Source organism: Rhodococcus sp. AQ5-07, from assembly GCF_009707305.1.
In the GTDB taxonomy this organism is placed as follows: Bacteria; Actinomycetota; Actinomycetes; order Mycobacteriales; family Mycobacteriaceae; genus Rhodococcus_F; species Rhodococcus_F erythropolis.
In genome coordinates, this window is sequence record NZ_CP046099.1 from 1,011,480 (window position 1) to 1,030,319 (window position 18,840).

17 protein-coding genes are annotated in these 18,840 nt (G+C 63.2%); 13 read left to right on the forward strand and 4 right to left on the reverse strand.

The features are described from left to right. Nucleotides 1-70: 70 nt before the first annotated feature. From GJB56_RS04735 to trmD, 9 genes are all read left to right on the forward strand, one after another. The gene (locus tag GJB56_RS04735) at nucleotides 71-1,330 is read left to right on the forward strand and encodes an ammonium transporter (RefSeq protein WP_042450902.1); all 1,260 of its coding nucleotides are present in this window, start codon (nucleotides 71-73) and stop codon (nucleotides 1,328-1,330) included. Between the two features lie 56 nt (nucleotides 1,331-1,386). Further along, entirely contained in the window at nucleotides 1,387-1,725 is a 339-nt protein-coding gene (locus GJB56_RS04740; RefSeq protein WP_003942772.1) for a P-II family nitrogen regulator, read from the forward strand. Beyond that, complete coding sequence (locus GJB56_RS04745) at nucleotides 1,715-4,222, forward strand: [protein-PII] uridylyltransferase (RefSeq protein WP_020907284.1); 2,508 nt, start codon at nucleotides 1,715-1,717, stop codon at nucleotides 4,220-4,222. Before GJB56_RS04740 ends, GJB56_RS04745 begins: the two co-directional genes overlap by 11 nt. 115 nt (nucleotides 4,223-4,337) lie before the next feature. Further along, on the forward strand, nucleotides 4,338-5,915 hold the full coding sequence (gene ffh, locus GJB56_RS04750; RefSeq protein WP_003942713.1) for a signal recognition particle protein: 1,578 nt from the start codon (nucleotides 4,338-4,340) through the stop codon (nucleotides 5,913-5,915). A gap of 3 nt (nucleotides 5,916-5,918) precedes the next feature. Continuing rightward, nucleotides 5,919-7,001 (forward strand): amidohydrolase family protein, encoded by a 1,083-nt coding sequence (locus GJB56_RS04755; protein ID WP_113682962.1) that lies wholly within the window; start codon nucleotides 5,919-5,921, stop codon nucleotides 6,999-7,001. Between the two features lie 209 nt (nucleotides 7,002-7,210). Next, the gene (gene rpsP, locus GJB56_RS04760) at nucleotides 7,211-7,681 is read left to right on the forward strand and encodes a 30S ribosomal protein S16 (RefSeq protein WP_003942818.1); all 471 of its coding nucleotides are present in this window, start codon (nucleotides 7,211-7,213) and stop codon (nucleotides 7,679-7,681) included. Then, nucleotides 7,678-7,920, forward strand: coding sequence for an RNA-binding protein (locus GJB56_RS04765; RefSeq protein ID WP_003939023.1), 243 nt, complete (start codon nucleotides 7,678-7,680; stop codon nucleotides 7,918-7,920). The genes rpsP and GJB56_RS04765 overlap by 4 nt, the downstream gene beginning before the upstream one ends. A gap of 14 nt (nucleotides 7,921-7,934) precedes the next feature. Next, entirely contained in the window at nucleotides 7,935-8,507 is a 573-nt protein-coding gene (gene rimM, locus GJB56_RS04770) for a ribosome maturation factor RimM (protein ID WP_021343908.1), read from the forward strand. A gap of 9 nt (nucleotides 8,508-8,516) precedes the next feature. After that, nucleotides 8,517-9,221 (forward strand): tRNA (guanosine(37)-N1)-methyltransferase TrmD, encoded by a 705-nt coding sequence (gene trmD / locus GJB56_RS04775; protein WP_113682961.1) that lies wholly within the window; start codon nucleotides 8,517-8,519, stop codon nucleotides 9,219-9,221. Here trmD and GJB56_RS04780 read toward each other — a convergent pair. Next, nucleotides 9,218-9,793 (reverse strand): dihydrofolate reductase family protein, encoded by a 576-nt coding sequence (locus GJB56_RS04780; RefSeq protein WP_113682960.1) that lies wholly within the window; start codon nucleotides 9,791-9,793, stop codon nucleotides 9,218-9,220. The two genes, trmD and GJB56_RS04780, sit on opposite strands and share 4 nt — an antisense overlap. 68 nt (nucleotides 9,794-9,861) lie before the next feature. Here GJB56_RS04780 and GJB56_RS04785 point away from each other — a divergent pair, with 68 nt between their 5' ends. Next, the gene (locus GJB56_RS04785; protein ID WP_020969331.1) at nucleotides 9,862-10,440 is read left to right on the forward strand and encodes a TetR/AcrR family transcriptional regulator; all 579 of its coding nucleotides are present in this window, start codon (nucleotides 9,862-9,864) and stop codon (nucleotides 10,438-10,440) included. Between the two features lie 5 nt (nucleotides 10,441-10,445). On the opposite strand, the gene GJB56_RS04790 is transcribed toward GJB56_RS04785, so the two are convergent. Both GJB56_RS04790 and GJB56_RS04795 read right to left on the reverse strand, forming a co-directional pair. Beyond that, nucleotides 10,446-10,892, reverse strand: a complete 447-nt coding sequence (locus tag GJB56_RS04790) for a GtrA family protein (RefSeq protein WP_113682959.1) — start codon at nucleotides 10,890-10,892, stop codon at nucleotides 10,446-10,448. Next, nucleotides 10,889-13,087 (reverse strand): hypothetical protein, encoded by a 2,199-nt coding sequence (locus GJB56_RS04795; RefSeq protein WP_113682958.1) that lies wholly within the window; start codon nucleotides 13,085-13,087, stop codon nucleotides 10,889-10,891. The genes GJB56_RS04790 and GJB56_RS04795 overlap by 4 nt, the downstream gene beginning before the upstream one ends. Nucleotides 13,088-13,259: 172 nt before the next feature. Between GJB56_RS04795 and GJB56_RS04800 the strand changes: the two genes are divergently transcribed. Further along, nucleotides 13,260-14,246, forward strand: coding sequence for a glycosyltransferase (locus GJB56_RS04800; RefSeq protein WP_021333052.1), 987 nt, complete (start codon nucleotides 13,260-13,262; stop codon nucleotides 14,244-14,246). Continuing rightward, nucleotides 14,236-15,378, forward strand: coding sequence for a dTDP-4-amino-4,6-dideoxygalactose transaminase (rffA, locus tag GJB56_RS04805; protein ID WP_113682957.1), 1,143 nt, complete (start codon nucleotides 14,236-14,238; stop codon nucleotides 15,376-15,378). The genes GJB56_RS04800 and rffA overlap by 11 nt, the downstream gene beginning before the upstream one ends. A 26-nt stretch (nucleotides 15,379-15,404) precedes the next feature. On the opposite strand, the gene GJB56_RS04810 is transcribed toward rffA, so the two are convergent. Next, nucleotides 15,405-16,391 carry a serine hydrolase gene (locus tag GJB56_RS04810; RefSeq protein WP_029255127.1) on the reverse strand — a complete coding sequence of 329 codons (987 nt, stop codon included), beginning with the start codon at nucleotides 16,389-16,391 and terminating at the stop codon, nucleotides 15,405-15,407. Between the two features lie 75 nt (nucleotides 16,392-16,466). On the opposite strand from GJB56_RS04810, the gene GJB56_RS04815 reads away from it, so the two are divergent. Next, nucleotides 16,467-18,800: a Tex family protein gene (locus GJB56_RS04815; protein ID WP_021333050.1), complete on the forward strand. Its 2,334-nt coding sequence runs from the start codon at nucleotides 16,467-16,469 to the stop codon at nucleotides 18,798-18,800. Nucleotides 18,801-18,840: the final 40 nt, after the last annotated feature.

Consider the following 18,840-nt stretch of genomic DNA (forward strand, 5'->3'; position numbering starts at 1 on the left):
GGCACGTGCGACTAGGAGGTAGTAAGTGAGTACCGACGATTTGTTGGCGAACTCCGGTAACGCCGCATGGATGCTGATGGCTGCATCTCTGGTCTTGCTGATGACACCCGGCCTCGCTTTCTTCTACGGCGGGATGTCTCGGTCCAAGTCCGTCCTGAACATGATGATGATGTCCTTCGGGGCCATGGCCGTCATCGGCGTCATCTACGTTCTGTGGGGATGGTCGATGTCCTACGGCACCGAGAACATCGGGGGCATTTTTGCCAACCCGTTCGAGTTCTTCGGCCTCAAGAACAGCATCACCGATGCTGACGGCAACTTCATCGCCGGCGCGTGGGGCTACCCCAACGTCATCGACATCGCGTTCCAGGTGACATTCGCGATCATCACCACCGCCCTTATCAGTGGTGCCCTGGCCGAGCGGGTCAAGTTCGGCACCTGGCTGCTGTTCTCGGGTATCTGGGTCACCGTCGTCTACTTCCCCCTCGCACACATGGTGTGGGGCGGCGGACTCCTCTCGGGCTCCGAGGACGGCATCGCGGCAAAGCTCTTCGGCACCACGGTCAACGACGACGGAGTCACCGTCGCCAACGTCGCTCCGATCGACTTCGCCGGTGGCACAGTCGTTCACATCAACGCGGGTATGGCCGGTCTGGTCCTCGCCCTCATCGTCGGCAAGCGTCTCGGCTTCGGCAAGACCGCCTTCCGTCCGCACAACCTGCCCTTCGTGATGCTCGGCGCAGCACTTCTCTGGTTCGGTTGGTTCGGCTTCAACGCCGGCTCGGCATTCGCCGCCGACGGTAACGCAGGTCTCGCCTGGGTCAACACGACCACCGCGACGTGTGCCGCAGTCCTGGCCTGGCTCGCCACCGAGCGTATTCGTGACGGTCACGCCACCAGCCTCGGCGCAGCTTCCGGTGCGGTCGCCGGTCTGGTCGCCATCACCCCTGCTGCCGGTGCGCTCAACCCCGTCGGTTCCATCTTCCTCGGCGCCGTAGCCGGCATCCTGTCCGCTCTCGCAGTCGGCCTGAAGTTCCGCTTCGGCTTCGACGACTCGCTCGACGTCGTCGGTGTTCACCTTGTCTCCGGCCTGTGGGGCACGATCGGTATCGGATTCTTCGGCACCGCAACCGGCCTCTTCTACGGCGGCGACTACAAGCAACTGGTGGTTCAGATCGTGATCGCACTCGCAGCACTCGTCTTCACCGGCGTTCTGACGACGATCATCGGCTTCGCACTCAAGCCCCTGGGCTGGCGAATCTCGGCCGAGGACGAGGCACGCGGCATCGATGAGACCGAACACGCAGAGACCGCATACGACCTCGCGTGATCAGCACGTGATTAAAGTGAATTCAGGCACTTCAGAGTTTGGAAAGGGATGAGCACATGAAGCTGATCACAGCAATCGTCAAGCCGTTCACGCTCGAGGACGTCAAGACCGGACTCGAGCAGGCCGGAGTGCTGGGTATGACAGTCAGCGAAGTTCAGGGCTACGGCCGACAGAAGGGTCACACCGAGGTGTACCGAGGCGCGGAGTACTCCGTGGACTTCGTACCCAAGGTCCGGGTCGAGGTCGTCGTCGACGACGCGGCCGTGGACAAGGTGGTCGAGGTGATCGTCGAGGCCGCTCGCACCGGCAAGATCGGTGACGGCAAGGTGTGGGTCTCGCCAGTCGAGTCGGTCATCCGGGTTCGCACCGGGGAACGCGGTGGCGATGCACTCTGACCCGAAAGGGTCCGAGAACCTCGGCCCTGGTTCCGTCGCGAAAGCGACGGGGCCAGGGCCGGTCTCGTCAGGGGGATCCGACGAAGCTGCGGACCTGGCCCGCGCACGCAAGGCCCTACTCACCGGAGGCGTCAAGAACAGGAGGCTCGACGCCCCTTCTCTGCGACATGCACTGGTCGATCTGCACGAATTCTGGTTGACCACCAAGGGGACCGAACTGGGCATCAAACCGGATTGTGGGTTTGCCATCGTCGCCGTGGGTGGTCTTGGCCGACGCGAACTGTTGCCGTATTCCGATCTCGATCTGATTCTGCTGCACGACGACATGGACCCAGCAGTCGTGGCCCAGGTTGCGGACAGCCTGTGGTACCCGCTGTGGGACGCGCACATCAAACTCGACCACAGCGTGCGGACGCTTCCGCAGGCGCTTCAGGTTGCGGCCACCGACATGACGGCGGCACTCGGAATGCTCGAAGCACGCCACATTGCCGGCGATGTGGAGCTGAGCAACCTGTTGATCAGTGGTGTCCGTCGACAGTGGCGCATGGACATCCGCAGCCGATTCGACGAATTGATCACCCAGACCCGTACGAGGTGGGAGCGCAGCGGCGAGATCGCCCATCGCGCCGAACCGGATCTCAAGAGCGGCCGTGGCGGGCTGCGTGACGTCCAACTGCTCAACGCCCTGTCCATCGCGCAATTGACCGACGGGATGCCAGGGCTGGGACCCAACTCGCCCGGCGGCGGTCTGGCACTCGCGCACAGGCGGTTGCTCGACGTGCGCACCGAACTTCACCGCGTTGCCGGTCGCGCCCGCGATCAACTGCGAGCGCAGGACGCCGACGAAATCGGTGCGGCGCTGCGGATCGGTGATCGATTCGATCTGGCCCGCCTTCTCAGTGAATCGGCGCGCACCATCAGCTATTCGGTGGACGTCGGTATCCGTACCGCCGGAAACTCCTTGCCCCGGCGTGGTTTGTCGCGGCTGCGTCGCGCGCCGGTGCGGCGACCACTGGACGAGGGCGTCGTCGAGCATGCCGGCGAAGTTGTCCTGGCGCGCGATGCGAGGCCGAAGAAGGATCCCGGTCTGGTGATGCGGGTCGCGGCAGCGGCGGCCACCAACGGCATGCCGATCTCCGCGTCGACGCTCAATCGACTGGCCGACAATGCCCCGGAACTGCGTGAGCCGTGGCCGAAAAATGCGGTCAACGATCTCTTGGTCGTGCTCGGTTCGGGATCGCGTGCCGTTCCGGTGATCGAGGCGATGGACCGGACCGGGCTCTGGGGTCGCCTCCTGCCGGAGTGGGGGACCATTCGCGATCTTCCGCCGCGCGACGCCGTCCATACGTGGACGGTGGATCGCCACCTGGTCGAAACCGCCGCGTATGCAAGCGGATTCACCACTCGCGTCGCTAGGCCGGATCTGCTCATGCTCGGTGCGTTGATCCACGACATCGGGAAGGGGCGAGGGGGAGACCACAGCGTCGTCGGTGCCGAATTGGCCACCGCGATCGGAAATCGCTTGGGACTCTGGCCTTCCGACGTCGCGACGTTGACGGCGATGGTGCGCTATCACTTGCTGCTGCCGGAAACGGCGACCCGTCGCGACCTCGACGATCCGGCAACGGTGCAGCGAGTGGTCGACGCACTCGAAGGGGACGGGACGCTTCTCGATCTCCTGCATTCGTTGGCGGAGGCGGATTCGCTGGCCACCGGGCCTGGCGTCTGGGGCGACTGGAAGTCGTCTCTGATCGGTGAGCTCGTGCGTCGTTGCCGTTTGCTGATGGCGGGGGAGGAACTCCCACAACCCGATCCACTCGCTCCCGAGCAGTTGGCCATTGCCGAGGATGGCGGGGTTCACGTCTCGCTCGTTCCGGCCGAGAATCCGCACACCTACGTCGTGACCGTCATCGCGCCCGACGCGCCCGGGCTGCTGTCTCGGGCCGCCGGCGTTCTGGCGCTGCAGTCGTTGCGGGTGCATTCCGCTTCGCTGGGGTCGCATGCGGGTTCGGCGGTCAATTCGTTTGTCGTCACACCGAGGTTCGGCACACCGCCGCAGGCGGTGCTGCTCAGGCAGGAATTGATCCGCGCTTCGGCCGGTGAACTGAATCTGCTCGAACTTCTCGACGCCAAGGACGAGGAGGCACGGGCGGAACAGTGGGACGACCCGATCCAGACAAACAAGGACTCGGCGGTTCCGGTGCTCTATTCGCAGGCGCCGCCGCGGGTCATCTGGTTCGACGCGCCCGGTGACGGTCACGCGATCCTCGAATTGCGTACCGAGGACCGCGTCGGCCTGCTTTGCCGACTGGCCGCAGCACTCGAACACAGTGGTGCCGACATCCGGTGGGCGAAGGTCGCCACGTTGGGTTCCTCGGTGGTCGACGCGTTCTGCCTCGACTTCGGTGAGGCCGATACCCGCGCGGCGCGAGAGCGCGTCGAGGAGGCGGTGCTGGCGGTGGTTCCGGTGCCACAACCGAAGAAGAAAGAGGATTGACGGACCGGTTTCGGCAGTTACGCCCGCATCGGCTGGGATCGGTGCGGGCGTAGCGGCTAGGCTGGTGCCCGAGAATATCCACGGCTAACTCGCACGACCTTCAGGAGCGCACTCGGTGTTCGAATCCCTTTCCGACAGATTGACCGGATCTCTCAAGGATCTGCGTGGCAAGGGTCGTCTGTCCGGCGCCGACATCGACGCTACGGCCCGCGAGATCCGCCTTGCCCTGCTCGAGGCCGACGTCGCGCTTCCCGTAGTGCGCAGCTTCATCGCCAAGATCAAGGAACGCGCCAAGGGCGCCGAGGTCTCGGGTGCACTGAACCCGGCTCAGCAGGTCGTCAAGATCGTCAACGAAGAGCTGGTCGAGGTTCTCGGCGGCGAAACTCGTCGACTCCAGTTCGCCAAGACTCCGCCGACGGTCATCATGTTGGCCGGTCTGCAGGGTTCCGGTAAGACCACGCTGGCCGGAAAGTTGGCCAAGTGGCTCAAGGACCAGGGGCACACGCCCCTCCTCGTTGCCTGCGACCTTCAGCGTCCCGGCGCCGTCACTCAGCTTCAGATCGTCGGTGAGCGTGCGGGCGCGGCAGTCTTCGCGCCGCACCCCGGTACCTCCATCGGCGGTGGCGAAAACGCACTGGGCGTGTCCGCAGCCGACCCCGTCGAGGTCGCCCGCGCCGGCGTCGAAGAAGCACGCAACAAGCATTACGACGTCGTGATCGTCGACACCGCCGGTCGCCTCGGTATCGACTCGGAGCTGATGGCTCAGGCCGCCGGTATCCGTGACGCCGTCAACCCGGACGAGACCATCTTCGTCCTCGACGCCATGATCGGTCAGGACGCGGTCAGTACCGCCGACGCGTTCCGTGAGGGAGTCGGCATCACCGGTGTCGTCCTCACCAAGCTCGACGGCGACGCCCGCGGTGGTGCCGCACTGAGCGTCCGCGAGGTCACCGGCCAGCCGATCCTCTTCGCGTCCACCGGCGAGAAGCTCGAAGATTTCGACGTCTTCCACCCCGATCGCATGGCCAGCCGGATCCTCGGTATGGGCGATGTCCTGAGCCTCATCGAGCAGGCCGAGCAGGTTTTCGACGCCGATCAGGCCGAAGCGACCGCAGCGAAGATCGGTTCCGGTCAGCTCACCCTCGAAGACTTCCTCGATCAGATGATGGCCGTCCGCAAGATGGGCCCGATCGGCAACCTCCTCGGCATGCTGCCGGGTGCCGGCGGCATGAAGGACGCGCTGGCCAACGTCGACGAGAAGCAACTCGATCGCATTCAGGCCATCATCCGCGGTATGACGCCGGCCGAGCGCGACGATCCGAAGATCATCAACGCCTCACGCCGACTGCGCATCGCGAACGGTTCGGGCGTCAAGGTTTCCGACGTCAACCAGTTGGTGGATCGCTTCTTCGAAGCCCGCAAGATGATGGCTGCCATGGCCGGCCGTATGGGCATGCCCGGCGCGCGTAAGCAGGTTCGCAGCAAGAAGGGCAAGAAGGGCAAGAAGGGCGGCAAGGGCCCGACGCAGCCCAAGATGCGCGGAGGATTCCCCGGCATGGGCGGATTCCCGGGTATGCCCGGCGGAATGCCGGCCGGTATGCCCGACCTGTCGAACATGCCCAAGGGTCTCGATCAGTTGCCGCCCGGACTGGAAGGCATCGATCTTTCCCAGCTCAAGCTGCCCAAGAAGTAGTCGGTGGCTGCGCTTCATCTGCGGGGTATCGGTCTGCCCGATGCCGAGCCGATCGAATTGTGGATCGTCGACGGGCTGATTTCCTTCGAGCCGGTGTCCGGTGCGGAGACGATCGTCGAATCGGGTTGGATCACACCGGGTCTCGTGGATGCGCATTGTCACGTCGGTATCCGCTACGGCGGTGGCGGGGGCGAAACCGTCGACGGCTTGCTGGAGCAGGCGAAGACCGAACGTGATGCGGGCGTGCTGTTGCTCCGCGACGCCGGATCACCGGTCGACACCAGGTTCATCGACGAGCGCCTCGATTTGCCGCGAATCATTCGCGCAGGTCAGCACATCGCGGCACCCAAGCGGTACATCCCGGGCTTGCCGGTCGACCTGGACGACGAATCTCAGTTGCCGGCCGAGGTAGTGCGTCAGGCACGCGCTGGTGACGGCTGGGTCAAGCTCGTCGGCGACTGGATCGATCGTTCCGTCGGCGATCTGGCTCCCTTGTGGAGCGACGAGATCCTGGTCGAGGCCATCGCTGCCGCCCACGCCGAAGGCGCAAAGGTCACCGCTCACGTTTTTGCCGAAGACGCTTTGCCCGGCCTGATCAACGCCGGTATCGACTGCATCGAGCACGGCACCGGATTGACGGACGCGACCATCGAGTCGATGGTCGCGCACGGCACGGCCCTGGTTCCGACGCTGATCAACATCGCTACTTTCCCCGAGATCGCGGACTCCGCCACGCGGTATCCGATCTACGCGGCGCACATGCGCGATTTGCACGCTCGTCGGCACCAGACAATCGGTGCCGCTCACGAGGCCGGGATTCCGATCTATGCCGGAACGGATGCCGGCGGTTCGATCAGGCACGGGCGGATCGCCGACGAGATCGCCGAACTCGAAGTTGCCGGATTGACAGCTCACCAGGCGTTGGGCGCAGCCAGCTGGGATGCGCGGAGTTGGTTGGGTGCCCAGGGCATCGAAGAGGGAGCGCCCGCCGACCTGGTGGTTTATTCCGAAGATCCGCGCGGAAACCCCGATGTGCTCGCGAAGCCGGCGCGTGTGATCCTCTGCGGCACCCCCGTGAGTGGTTAGGGAGTCCCTGCACTCTCGAAGCGCGCACAGGGTGGTTTCCGAACGAGCCCACCCATCTGGCACAATGGACCATTGTTCGTCGCAACCGGTTACGTACCGCTGCGACGGTCACAGGATAGAGGCAAAACCGGGCTCACAAATCGTGTGGGTCGCTGAATTGCACGTGACATGCGCAGCACTGTTGTGCGCGCTGAAGGAGAACTGCAGCTGTGGCTGTCAAAATCAAGCTCACCCGCCTCGGCAAGATCCGCAACGCTCAGTACCGCGTTGTCATCGCCGACTCGCGCACCCGTCGTGACGGCCGTGCGATCGAGACCATCGGCAAGTACCACCCCAAGGAAGAGCCCTCGCTGATCGACATCGATTCCGAGCGCGCTCAGTACTGGCTGTCCGTGGGCGCACAGCCCACCGAGCCCGTCGAGGCACTCCTCAAGATCACCGGTGACTGGCAGAAGTTCAAGGGCCTGCCGGGCACCGAAGGCACCCTTCGCGTCAAGGAAGCCAAGCCCACCAAGCTCGAGCTCTTCCAGGCTGCACTCGCGCAGGCCGAGAACGAGCCGGTTGCAGAAGCAATCACCCCCAAGAAGAAGAAGGCTGCAAAGGCTGACGAGGCCAAGGCAGAAGACACCGCGGCTGACGCCGAGGCTCCCGCTGCAGACGCCGAGGCTGCTGACAAGTGAGTGCCGTCGTCGCTGATGCGGTAGAGCATCTCGTGCGTGGCATCGTCGCCAATCCCGACGATGTGCGTGTCGAGCTGATCACCGGACGTCGGGGACGGACCGTCGAGGTGCACGTGCACCCCGACGATCTCGGCAAGGTCATCGGTCGGGGTGGTCGCACGGCGACCGCTCTGCGGACCTTGGTCTCCGGCATCGGTGGCCGCGGTATCCGTGTTGATGTCGTCGACACCGATCAGTAGACGGCAGTAAACAGGTGGAACTCGTAGTCGGTCGTGTCGCGAAGTCGCATGGCATCAAAGGTGAATTGGTAGTCGAGGTTCGTACAGACGAGCCCGAAGATCGTTTTGCCGTAGGTTCTGTGCTGCGTGGGCGCAAGCCGCGCGAGTCCACACTGAAGTCGTACACAGTGGAAGCCGCCCGGGATCATTCCGGGCGGCTTCTGCTGCGCCTCGAAGGCGTCAGTGACCGTGGCGACGCAGATGCGTTGCGCGGCACACTGTTTGTCATCGACAGTTCCGAACTCGAGCCTTCGGATGATCCGGACGAGTTCTACGATCACGAACTCGAAGGACTGAAGGTCGTCCTCACGGACGGTACCGAGGTCGGTTCGGTCATCGAGGTATTGCATTCCGCCGCAGGCGAATTGCTTTCGATTCGTCGTACCGGCGAGACGTCCGGTGAATTGCTGATCCCGTTTGTCGCCGCCATCGTCACCTCGGTGTCGATTGCCGACGGCGTCGTGGTGATCGAGCCTCCCGAGGGACTGCTCGACCCGGATTTCGGCGACAAGTCGAACAGCGACAATTCGAACTCAGACAACGACTGATCGTTTGTCATGCGTCTCGACGTCGTCACCATCTTTCCCGAGTATCTCGAACCGCTTCGTGCTGCCTTGCTGGGCAAGGCAATCGAACGTGGCTTGATCTCGGTCGACGTCCACGATCTTCGGTCGTGGACCCATGACGTACACAAAGCGGTCGACGATTCCCCGTACGGCGGCGGACCCGGCATGGTCATGAAACCCACCGTCTGGGGTCCGGCGCTGGACGACGTGATCGGTCGCTCCGATTCTTCCGGCCCGGATGATGCCGAGACGATCCTGGTGGTGCCGACTCCCGCCGGCGTCCCGTTCACTCAGGCGACCGCACATCGCTGGGCCACCGCCAAGCACCTTGTCTTCGCCTGCGGCCGATACGAAGGTATCGACCAACGCGTCTTCGACGACGCCGCCAAGCGGGTTCGCGTCGAAGAAATCAGTATCGGCGATTACGTTCTGATCGGCGGCGAAGCAGCCGTGCTGGTGATGGTCGAGGCTGTTGTGCGACTGATGCCCGGCGTTCTCGGCAATCAGCTGTCACACCAAGAGGATTCGTTCTCCGACGGGCTCCTCGAAGGGCCCAGTTACACTCGCCCCGCCGTGTGGCGTGATCTCGAGGTTCCGCCTGTTCTGCTTTCCGGAGATCACGCGAAGATCAAAGCCTGGCGCCATGAGCAGTCGCTGCAGCGCACGGCCGAGCGTCGACCGGATCTACTTCCTTAGGTATTTCTCTTCAACCAGGTGATGCTTGCGCCGTCGTCGAGCGATTCGGTTGCAGTCGGTGTGAACAGTGTCGGCGCGTAGTTACCTCTGATCATCGGTATGCCCGCACCGGCGACAACCGGATACCTTTTGACGATCAACTCGTCGATCTCCGGTAGTAGTTCGCCGGCGAGAGTTCCGCCGCCGCACAGCCAGATATCTTGTCCTTCTTCCTCTTTGATGGATCTGACGACCGCACGTGGATCGGTGCGAACGATGGTGACGGGGGGATCCTCGGCGTCAGGGAGGGTGCTGGAGACGACGAACTGGCGCAGGTGCGCAAAAGGGCTGGTCACGCCGAGGCTCAGCCCGGGCTCGTAAGAGCCGCGGCCCATGACGACCGTGTCGAAGGTTCTGTTGGGTGCGTCCTCGATTCCGAGAGCGGGCCGCACATGCGTTGGCACGGTCTCGGGATATCGATCGCATATCCAGGCCGTGATCTGTTCGGAAACCGGGAAGAAATCGAATTCGCCGTCTGGTCCCGCGATGTAGCCGTCGAGGGAAGCTCCCACGTAGTACACAAGCTTTCGCATCAAACGCTCCGTTCGTAGTACTATGTTCGTAGTGGTTTAACTTAGGGTCGTGTCAGGAGTGATGTCAAGTGCGAAAGAACCCGGAACGACGGCTTGCCCTGATCGACGCGGCAATCGAGGTGTTGGCCCGAGAGGGTGCTCGAGGCTTGACTTTTCGAGCCGTCGACACCCAGGCAGCCGTGCCGAACGGGACAGCGTCGAACTACTTCTCCAATCGCGACGACCTACTCACGCAGGCCGGTGGCCGGATCTACGAGCGACTGATTCCGGACGACCTCGAGGGATTGATCGATCCCGTCAACGGCACCGATCGTGAGCGACTGGTGACGCTCATGCTCGACGTGGTCGAGCGGGTCACCTCGTTTGGAACGGGTTTCCTCGCGCTCATGGAGTTGCGGCTGGAGGCGATACGTCGTCCGGACCTGCGAGCGGTCCTGACCGTCCGCATCCGAGAAGACTTCGATCTGAACGTAGCCAATCATCTGGCGTCGGGCGTGCCGGGTGATGCGATGACCGTTCGCCTGCTCTATTTGTCGTTGAACTGGCTCGTACTGGATCGACTGACATTGCCGAACCTGTTCGGGGAGGAAGATATTCGTACGATCGTCGAGGCCGCGGTGGATCGAGCGCTACCCCGCGAATCGTAGAAGTGTCAGTGCCGCTCGGCAGGTTTACGGCGGAACGAGAAGTATCGATGACCGAAGAAACTCATACCGGCAACGATCAACATGACAACCGCCTGGGCGGGAAGCGGCGGGGCATGCAGAATCGACACCGCGATTGTTCCGAGTATGAGATTCAGCACGAGGCCACCGGAATTGACGACGATGAACGCGACCAGGTCGCGTGCCACATGTCCGCGGACGCGGAAAACCAACGTCCGATGCAGAACGAAAGCGATGAGCACGCTGATGGAGTACGCACCGATCACAGCCACTTGATACAGATCCTTGTTGTCGAGGATCAGTGACCAGATCACGAAGAGCCCGTATCCGATCGCCGTATTGGCCACTCCGACAATGGCAAACGCGATGGGTTGATGCTTGACCACCCGCAGTAGTGGGCCGGGGTTCTCGGGTGATGCGATGTCTTCGGTCATGAAGACTCGGTTTTCACGATGTTGATCCGGTCCTTGCGTCGTGTCCGCAGATACATCCACTCGAGCACGCAGAGTCCGAGGATTCCGGCGACCATCGAAGCGCCGCCGACCTTCCATCCCGGGGGTCGCCACGTGAGGACAAGTTCAGCGTCCTTCGTCCCGGCTGGGATGTCCACGGTGACAAAGGACTTCGCGACGACGTCGATCGGGACAGGCTGACCGTCGAGGCTAGCTCGATACCCGGGCCAGCCGAGCCGTGCGAACACAACCTTGCCGCCGGTCTCCGAACTGACACGAAGGGTGCTCGACATGTTCGACTCGGCGGTCGAAACAGCTTCGACGCCATGGGTATCGGCGATGCGGCCGTTTCGTGTCGAGACGGGCCCGTCGACGCGTTCGAGTACGGAGATGTAGTTCTCGTGACCGGGGTAGTCCACCCATGTCCACCCGTCGGGGGCCGGGCTCTTACGTGCGTCGGGGTAGAGGGCGTTCTGCAGTACGACGCGGTCCACGTTCATCAGGTCGACGATGGTGCGGCCGGTGGTGGGTTCGACGGTGAATGCCCGTCGGAAGGCGTCGGGGCAGACGCTCATGTCCCAGCGCATGCAGAGCAGATCACCGAAGTAGAAGTGCCCGTTGGGGGTGTAGCCGCTGGTGTAGGTCAGTTCGAGGTCTTTGGGGTAGTTGCCGAAAGCCAGGGAACCGTACGCTCCGTCGAGGGTTTTGTCCCCGGGTGCGATGAGTGCACGGTCGCCCAGTTGCAGTGTCGTGCCTTCGAAGTCGGGGAAGGCCTCTTTCATCTCCGAGCGGGATTCGGGCAGATCCCAGCTCATCGGGGTTGGTTGCGCGGCCCGAACCTGGGCGTAGGCGATGGGGGAGACCGCGGCGATTGCCAACAGGCATGCGAGCGCGGTGCCCTTGGTACGGCCCAGCCACACCATCGCAGCGCCGAGTGCGGCAACGACCAGGGCTGAGATCACATGCCATTTCGCGAGCCCGGGAGCTGCCGAGGCGGACCTGATCAAAAGCAGGCCCACGAGGATTCCCGCTGCAACGCAGCGTCCGCGCAACTTGTCGGTCGTGGCGTAACGCCCGAGCAGGATGCACACCAGAAGCAGGAGTCCGATGGCCACCATCGGAAGCACGCGCGCGGGCCACCGCAGTGGGCCGATCGTGCTCGGCCCGGCAGTCCACATGAGGACGGCGACCGTGAAGATCCCGACGGCGGTCAATTCGCGTGCCGCGGCGCGTGCCTTGCCCCAGTCGATGAACGCCAGAGCCGGAATGAGGAACCACGCGACGTAGACCATGGGCATGGTCTGGATGTATCCCCACCACGAGGAGAATGCGGGCATCGTGCTCGGCAGGCTCGCGTTCAGCGATTCCGACCAGGGAACGGCAAGGAATGCGTCGTTCTTGACTTCGGATGCACCGCGCCAGGTGACGTCAGCGGTGAGCAGGCTCGGCAGATACGTCGCGAGACCTGCGAGGGCGGCACAGGCAGACACCGCCAATAGCCGCAGCGACGGCAGCCAACGCCGCTGATAGACAACTTCGCCGATCGCGACTGCGACGATCATCAAGCCGGATTCGACTGCGGGGAAAACATATTGCACCGACATCGCGAGATACAAGAACACGAAGGTCGGGATCGGACCGCTCTTGCCTCTGGCGTAGCGGATTGCCGAGGCCCACGCCTGAACCATCCAGGCAGTGCCGGTGAAGGCTGTCATCCAACTGGCCGAGTCGAAGAACAGGAGGAAACCGGTGAACGGAATCGAGACTCCGGCGACCGCAGCCCACGTGGGCTGCGAGCCGTACTCCAGGCAGATCCGATAGACGCCCAGCGCAAGGATGATCGCGAAGATCAATTTCACGATCGTCGCGTAAAGCGCCAGGTTGTCGAAGGACGGTGCGATCAGGTCGATCAGAAGTTGTGGCGGATTGAGAAGGCCCGCTTCCTCGATCGCGTAGTTGCCCGCCATCCAGTTCTCGGGGACGAGTACCGGCAGGTGTCCTTCTCGCAGGCTACGGCCGAGCATGACCCACAGCGGCGCGTACTGGGACTCGGTGTCGTCGGTGTAGAAGTGACGAGCGTTCGCGAGCACCACGGCCAGGTAGCCGGCGATGACACCGACCGCCGTGACGGCGCCCCACTTGTACACGTCTGCCCGGGCGAGAGTGCGAGTTTCCACCACGAGTTCCAGACCTTAACAGGGCAGGTGGGGCGCGCGGAGACGCGAGCGCATCACGCGCCGTCGGCATCCGAAGTCCAGACATCTCTGCGTGTTAAAGTTCGCGACGGTGTGGGCCCGATCGTGCCTGTCTCTCGGCGCCAGTCGAGCCCCCTGAAGGGAGTGGAAGCGAGTGCACTCGATTTCCGTCGTAGTGCCCGTTTATCAGGGCGAAAAGACGATCACGGCGCTCGTCGAGGAGTTGGACGGCCTGTGCGCACCGAGTTCGACGCCCGGTGGAGCGCAGTTCACCGTCGACGAGATCGTGCTGGTTCACGACAACGGTCCGGACCGTTCCGACGTCGTGTTACTCGAATTGGAGCGCCGTTTCGATCAGGTGCGTGTCGTGTGGCTCAGTCGCAACTACGGCCAGGACGCGGCGACTATCGCCGGTATGGCCGTTGCACGTGGCCAGTGGATCGTGACGATGGACGAAGACGGCCAGCACGACCCGGTGCACATCGGGGCTTTCCTCGACACCGCGCTGACGGAGCGATCCGATCTCGTGTATTCCAAACCCACGAACACCCGCCCGCATGGATTCTTGCGGAACCTGACCTCGCGCGGTGCAAAGATCGTCTTGGCGACGGTATTCGCGTTCCCTGATTCGACGAGATTCGAAAGTTACCGCCTGATCCGAGGTGACATCGGCCGACAGTTGGCCGGCGTCGCCGCCAACGGCGTGTATCTGGACGTCGCGCTGACGTGGGTCGTCGGCAATACCGCCTCTGCGCCGGTGACACTTCGAGCGGAAGGCCGCGAGGAATCGGGGTACAACTATCGCCGTTTGTTCTCGTTGTTCTGGAAGATGGTGTTGTGTAGCGGAACACGCGGTCTGCGACTGGTGAGTCTGCTCGGGGTCACCCTGGCGTCGGCCGGTGTGATCATGGCTGCGGTGATCTTCGTCCAAGCCATGACCGGTGACAACAACGACCCGGAAGGATGGGCGTCGATCATCATGGCGCTGCTGGTCTGTTCGGGTGCGATCCTGTTCTCGCTCGGTCTCATCGCCGAATACCTTGGCGTGGCACTGCACGTCCTTGTCGGAAAGCCTCTGTATCTGACTGTCGATTCACCGCGGCCCGGAACCTCGATCGATCGGCGTAGTCGTGAGCACTGATCGCATCATCTTCTCCCGCCCCTATCGGGCATCGAACGAATTGTCGAATCTGGCAACGGTTCTGGAGTCCGATCACATTCACGGTGACGGACGTTTCACCAAGTCCGCGACTGCAGCACTCAAAGCGATCACCGGATCCACGCATGCTCTGCTGACGACCTCGTGCACGCACGCACTCGAATTGGGTGCGCTGCTACTCGAATTGGGCCCAGGTGACGAGGTGATCGTCCCGAGCTTCGCGTTCAGTTCGGCGGCAACCGCCGTCGCGTTGCGCGGTGCCACTGTTGTTTTCGTCGACATCGATCCGAGTACCGGCAATATCGATCCCGACTGCGTCGCAGCGGCAATCACGGAACGAACAAAAGCAGTACTGATCATGCATTACGGCGGAGTCGCCGCCGACATGGAACCTCTCCTCGACCTCGCAGAACTCCACGGCGTCGCGTTGATCGAAGACAACGCTCACGGGCTCGGCGGAAAGTGGCGCGGGCGGGCGCTCGGCACCATCGGAACTATCGGTACGCAGAGTTTTCACGACACCAAGAACGTTCACTGCGGCGAGGGTGGTGCGCTGCTGCTCTCCGACGATCAGCTGATGACCCGCGCCGAAATCATCCGTGAGAAGGGGACCGACCGTGCCCGTTTCCTGCGCGGCCAGGTCGACAAGTATTCGTGGCAGGACATCGGGTCGAGTTATCTGCCCAGTGAACTCAATGCCGCTGTCCTCGACGCACAACTCTCGGAGTTCGACGCGATTCAGGCGGCCAGGCATCGCGTCTGGGATGCCTACAGCGTGAGTCTGGGCGAGTGGGCGTCCGAGAACGGTGTCGTTCCCATGGCGGTTCCCGATGATCGCGAGCACACCGCGCACCTGTTCTATCTCAAGATGCCTACCGAAGAGAGCCGCGACGGCTTGATTCGGCATCTTGCCGCCGACGGAATCGTGGCGCCGTTCCACTACATTCCGCTCGATACGAGCGCGGCCGGTGTGCGCTACGGACGAACACCGGAGCCGTGTGTGCGTAGCGCCGAGTTCTCCGCGTCGATCCTTCGACTGCCACTGTGGCCCATGCTCACGTCCGAACAACAGGAACGGGTCATCGGTTCGGTCCTCGAGTACAAGCAGGCTTGAGGACGAACACGACCGCGTGGATCGAATCAGGGCCCGGAAGCTTCGGGCATCACCGAATCCGCGGTCGTGGATGCCGCCGCCCAGTCGTCGATGCTTCCGCTCGGGAAGAGAATCTGTGTGACGCCGGTGACCGTGTCACGTGCGTGCAGTGCGCTTTCGTCGTCGACGGCGTCGGTGAACGAGGTGTCGGGATAGAAGCTGTCCTCGTCCGTGTACTGGACGTCTTCTCGCGAACCGATTGCGATGATGTATCGGTTGTCGTCACCGACGATGCCGGTGGACAGATGGATCCACTTGTCCTCGACACAGCACATCCAGCCTTGCTTGACTCCGATGACCGACTCGCCGAACAAGGCCTCGGGCAATCCGAACCTCTGGTCGTAGCCGTCGGTTCCTTCGGGAGTGGATTGCCGCAGGTACTCGACGAATTGCTCGACCCGCTCAGGTCCGAGCTGGTCGGAGTCGTCGAGGACGCCGTTGTAGAAAGTGACCAGGTCGTGCGTCGTGGTCTCGGTGTTCCACCACATTCCGTCCCACGGCGGCGTCGTCGCGGTCAGTGCGTAACGCTCGGCAACCCGGGTGATCACCTCCTGACCGCCGACCTCGTCCCACAGAAGGTTGGCTGCGGTGTCGTCGGAGGATTCGAGCATCGCCGCCATGAGGGTGCGATCGTCGTCCGTGATGGGCCGCTCGCCGCGAGCGTCCTGATGGAGTAGATCCTCGGCGATGAAAAGTTTTGCCACCGAGGCAGTTTCGATTTGCTGGTCGCCGGCAACATCGAGGTACTTGTCCGAGGACCGATCGAGGACGGCGATGGAGACGTCCGCACCACGCCCGAGCGCCGCCACCTGAGCTTGAGCCAGTCGGCCGTCGAGAGTCTCCGCGACCGGAACATTGGTGTCGGGGAAGGCGGGGGTCTGCATCGAATCATCCGGGTTCTGTCCACCGCTGCACGAAGCCGCAAAAGTAACTGCGGCCGCCATTGCGGCAATCCGGACGTACCGCGTACTCATCTGTTTCCCCCGGTAGCCCTGACACGGCACTGTTGCCGATCTTCTTGTCTCAGGATAGCGGTAGGGTCGGATCTCGTGATTCTCAAGACCGTGAACCAGCGCATTGCCGAGGAACTCGACGTCCGCGAAGGCCAGGTTGCAGCAGCAGTCGACCTTCTCGACGGCGGAGCCACGGTGCCCTTCATCGCCCGGTACCGCAAGGAAGTCACCGGCACGCTCGACGACGCCCAGTTGCGACTCCTGGACGAGCGGCTGCGGTATCTCCGCGAGCTCGACGACCGTCGTGACGCCGTGCTCACGGAGATCGACTCTCAGGGCAAACTCGACGATCAACTGCGCGGTCAGATCATGCTGGCCGAGACAAAAGCGCGGCTGGAGGACATCTACCTCCCCTTCAAGCCGAAGCGGCGCACCAAGGCGCAGATCGCCCGCGAGGCCGGCCACGAGCCCGTCGCGGACGCTCTCATCGGAGATCCCACCACCGATCCCGCGCAGTATTCGGACGAGCAACTCGACGGTGCCCGGTCGATCCTCGTGGAGCGCTTCGCCGAGGACGCCGATCTGGTCGGTGAATTGCGCGAGCTGATGTGGAGTCGCGGCCAGGTCGTCTCATCGGTCCGCAAGGGCAAGGAAACCGATGGCTCGAAGTTTGCTGACTACTTCGAGTTCTCGGAACCGTTCTCCAAATTGCCCTCGCACCGCATCCTCGCCGTCCTGCGCGGAGAGAAGGAAGAAGTGCTGTCGCTCAACATGGCGGCCGACACCGAAGAACTCGCGCCGGGGGAGCGCACGGTCTACGAAGGCCGCATCGCGTCGCGGTTCGAGATCGCCGACCGTGGTCGGGCCGCCGACGGGTGGCTTCTCGACACCGTCAAGTGGGCGTGGAAGACGAAGTTCGCCGTCACGCTCGGTATCGACACTCGAATGCGTCTGCGGCAGTCGGCCGAAAAGGACGCCGTCGACGTCTTCGCCACCAACCTCAAGGATCTACTCCTCGCGGCCCCCGCCGGCGCCCGACCCACCATGGGACTCGACCCCGGATTTCGCACCGGAACTAAGGTTGCCATCGTCGACGGAACCGGCAAAGTTGTTGCATACGAGACGATTTACCCGCACCAGCCGCAGAACAAGTGGGACGCGGCGCTTGCGACGCTTGCCGGGCTGGTCGCCAAGCACGGCGTCGAACTGATCGCCATCGGCAACGGCACGGCCTCACGCGAGACCGACACGCTCGCTACCGAACTGATCAAGAAGACCGGCGCGCCCAACCTGACCAAGATCGTCGTCTCCGAGGCAGGCGCATCGGTGTACTCGGCTTCGGCCTACGCGTCGCAGGAACTTCCCGACCTCGACGTCTCGATTCGCGGTGCGGTGTCCATTGCGCGTCGCCTGCAGGATCCGTTGGCGGAGTTGGTCAAGATCGATCCCAAGTCCATCGGTGTCGGTCAGTACCAGCACGACATCACCGAATCGCTGCTCTCACGTTCCCTCGACGCCGTCGTCGAGGATGCCGTCAACTCGGTCGGCGTCGACGTCAACACCGCGTCCGTGCCGCTGCTCGCTCGGGTGTCCGGAATCGCAGGTTCCCTAGCGGAGAGCATCGTCGCCCATCGGGACCAGAACGGTCCGTTCAAGTCCCGCAAGGGACTCAAGGACGTCTCCCGACTGGGACCCAAGGCTTTCGAGCAGTGCGCAGGCTTCTTGCGGATCACCGACGGCGACGACCCGCTCGACGCGTCGAGCGTCCACCCGGAGGCATATCCGGTGGTTCGCAAGATCGTTGCCAGTGCCGGCGGGGACGTGCGCACCGTGATCGGAAACTCGCAGGCACTTCGATCGGTCAAGGCGTCCGACTACGTCGACGAGCGATTCGGTCTACCGACCGTCACCGACATCATCTCCGAGTTGGAGAAGCCGGGGCGAGATCCACGACCCGAATTCAAGACCGCGACCTTTGCCGCAGGCATCGAGAAAGTCGCGCATCTCAAGCCCGGTATGACTCTCGAAGGTGTGGTCACCAACGTCGCAGCCTTCGGTGCCTTCGTCGACATCGGAGTTCATCAGGACGGTCTGGTTCACGTCTCGGCGATGTCACACAACTTCGTCAAGGACCCACGCGAGGTCGTCAAGTCAGGTGACGTCGTCAAGGTGAAGGTCCTCGAAGTGGACGAGGCACGCCAACGCATCGGGCTGACGCTTCGTCTCGACGACGAGGTGGGCGCACCCCGCAAGTCCGAAGGCCCGCGAGGTGGGCAACCACAGCGTCAGGGCCAGCCACAGGGTCAGCGTCAGGGGCAGCAACGAGGTAGTGGCGGACGTCAGGGTGGACGCGAGTCGCGTCCGGACAACCGCGCGCCCGCTGCCGGGTCGATGGCTGAGGCTCTGCGCAAGGCGGGCTTCGGCAAGTAATTCCGTCCGCCGGGTTTTCGGAGTCCGTATCGTCTCATTC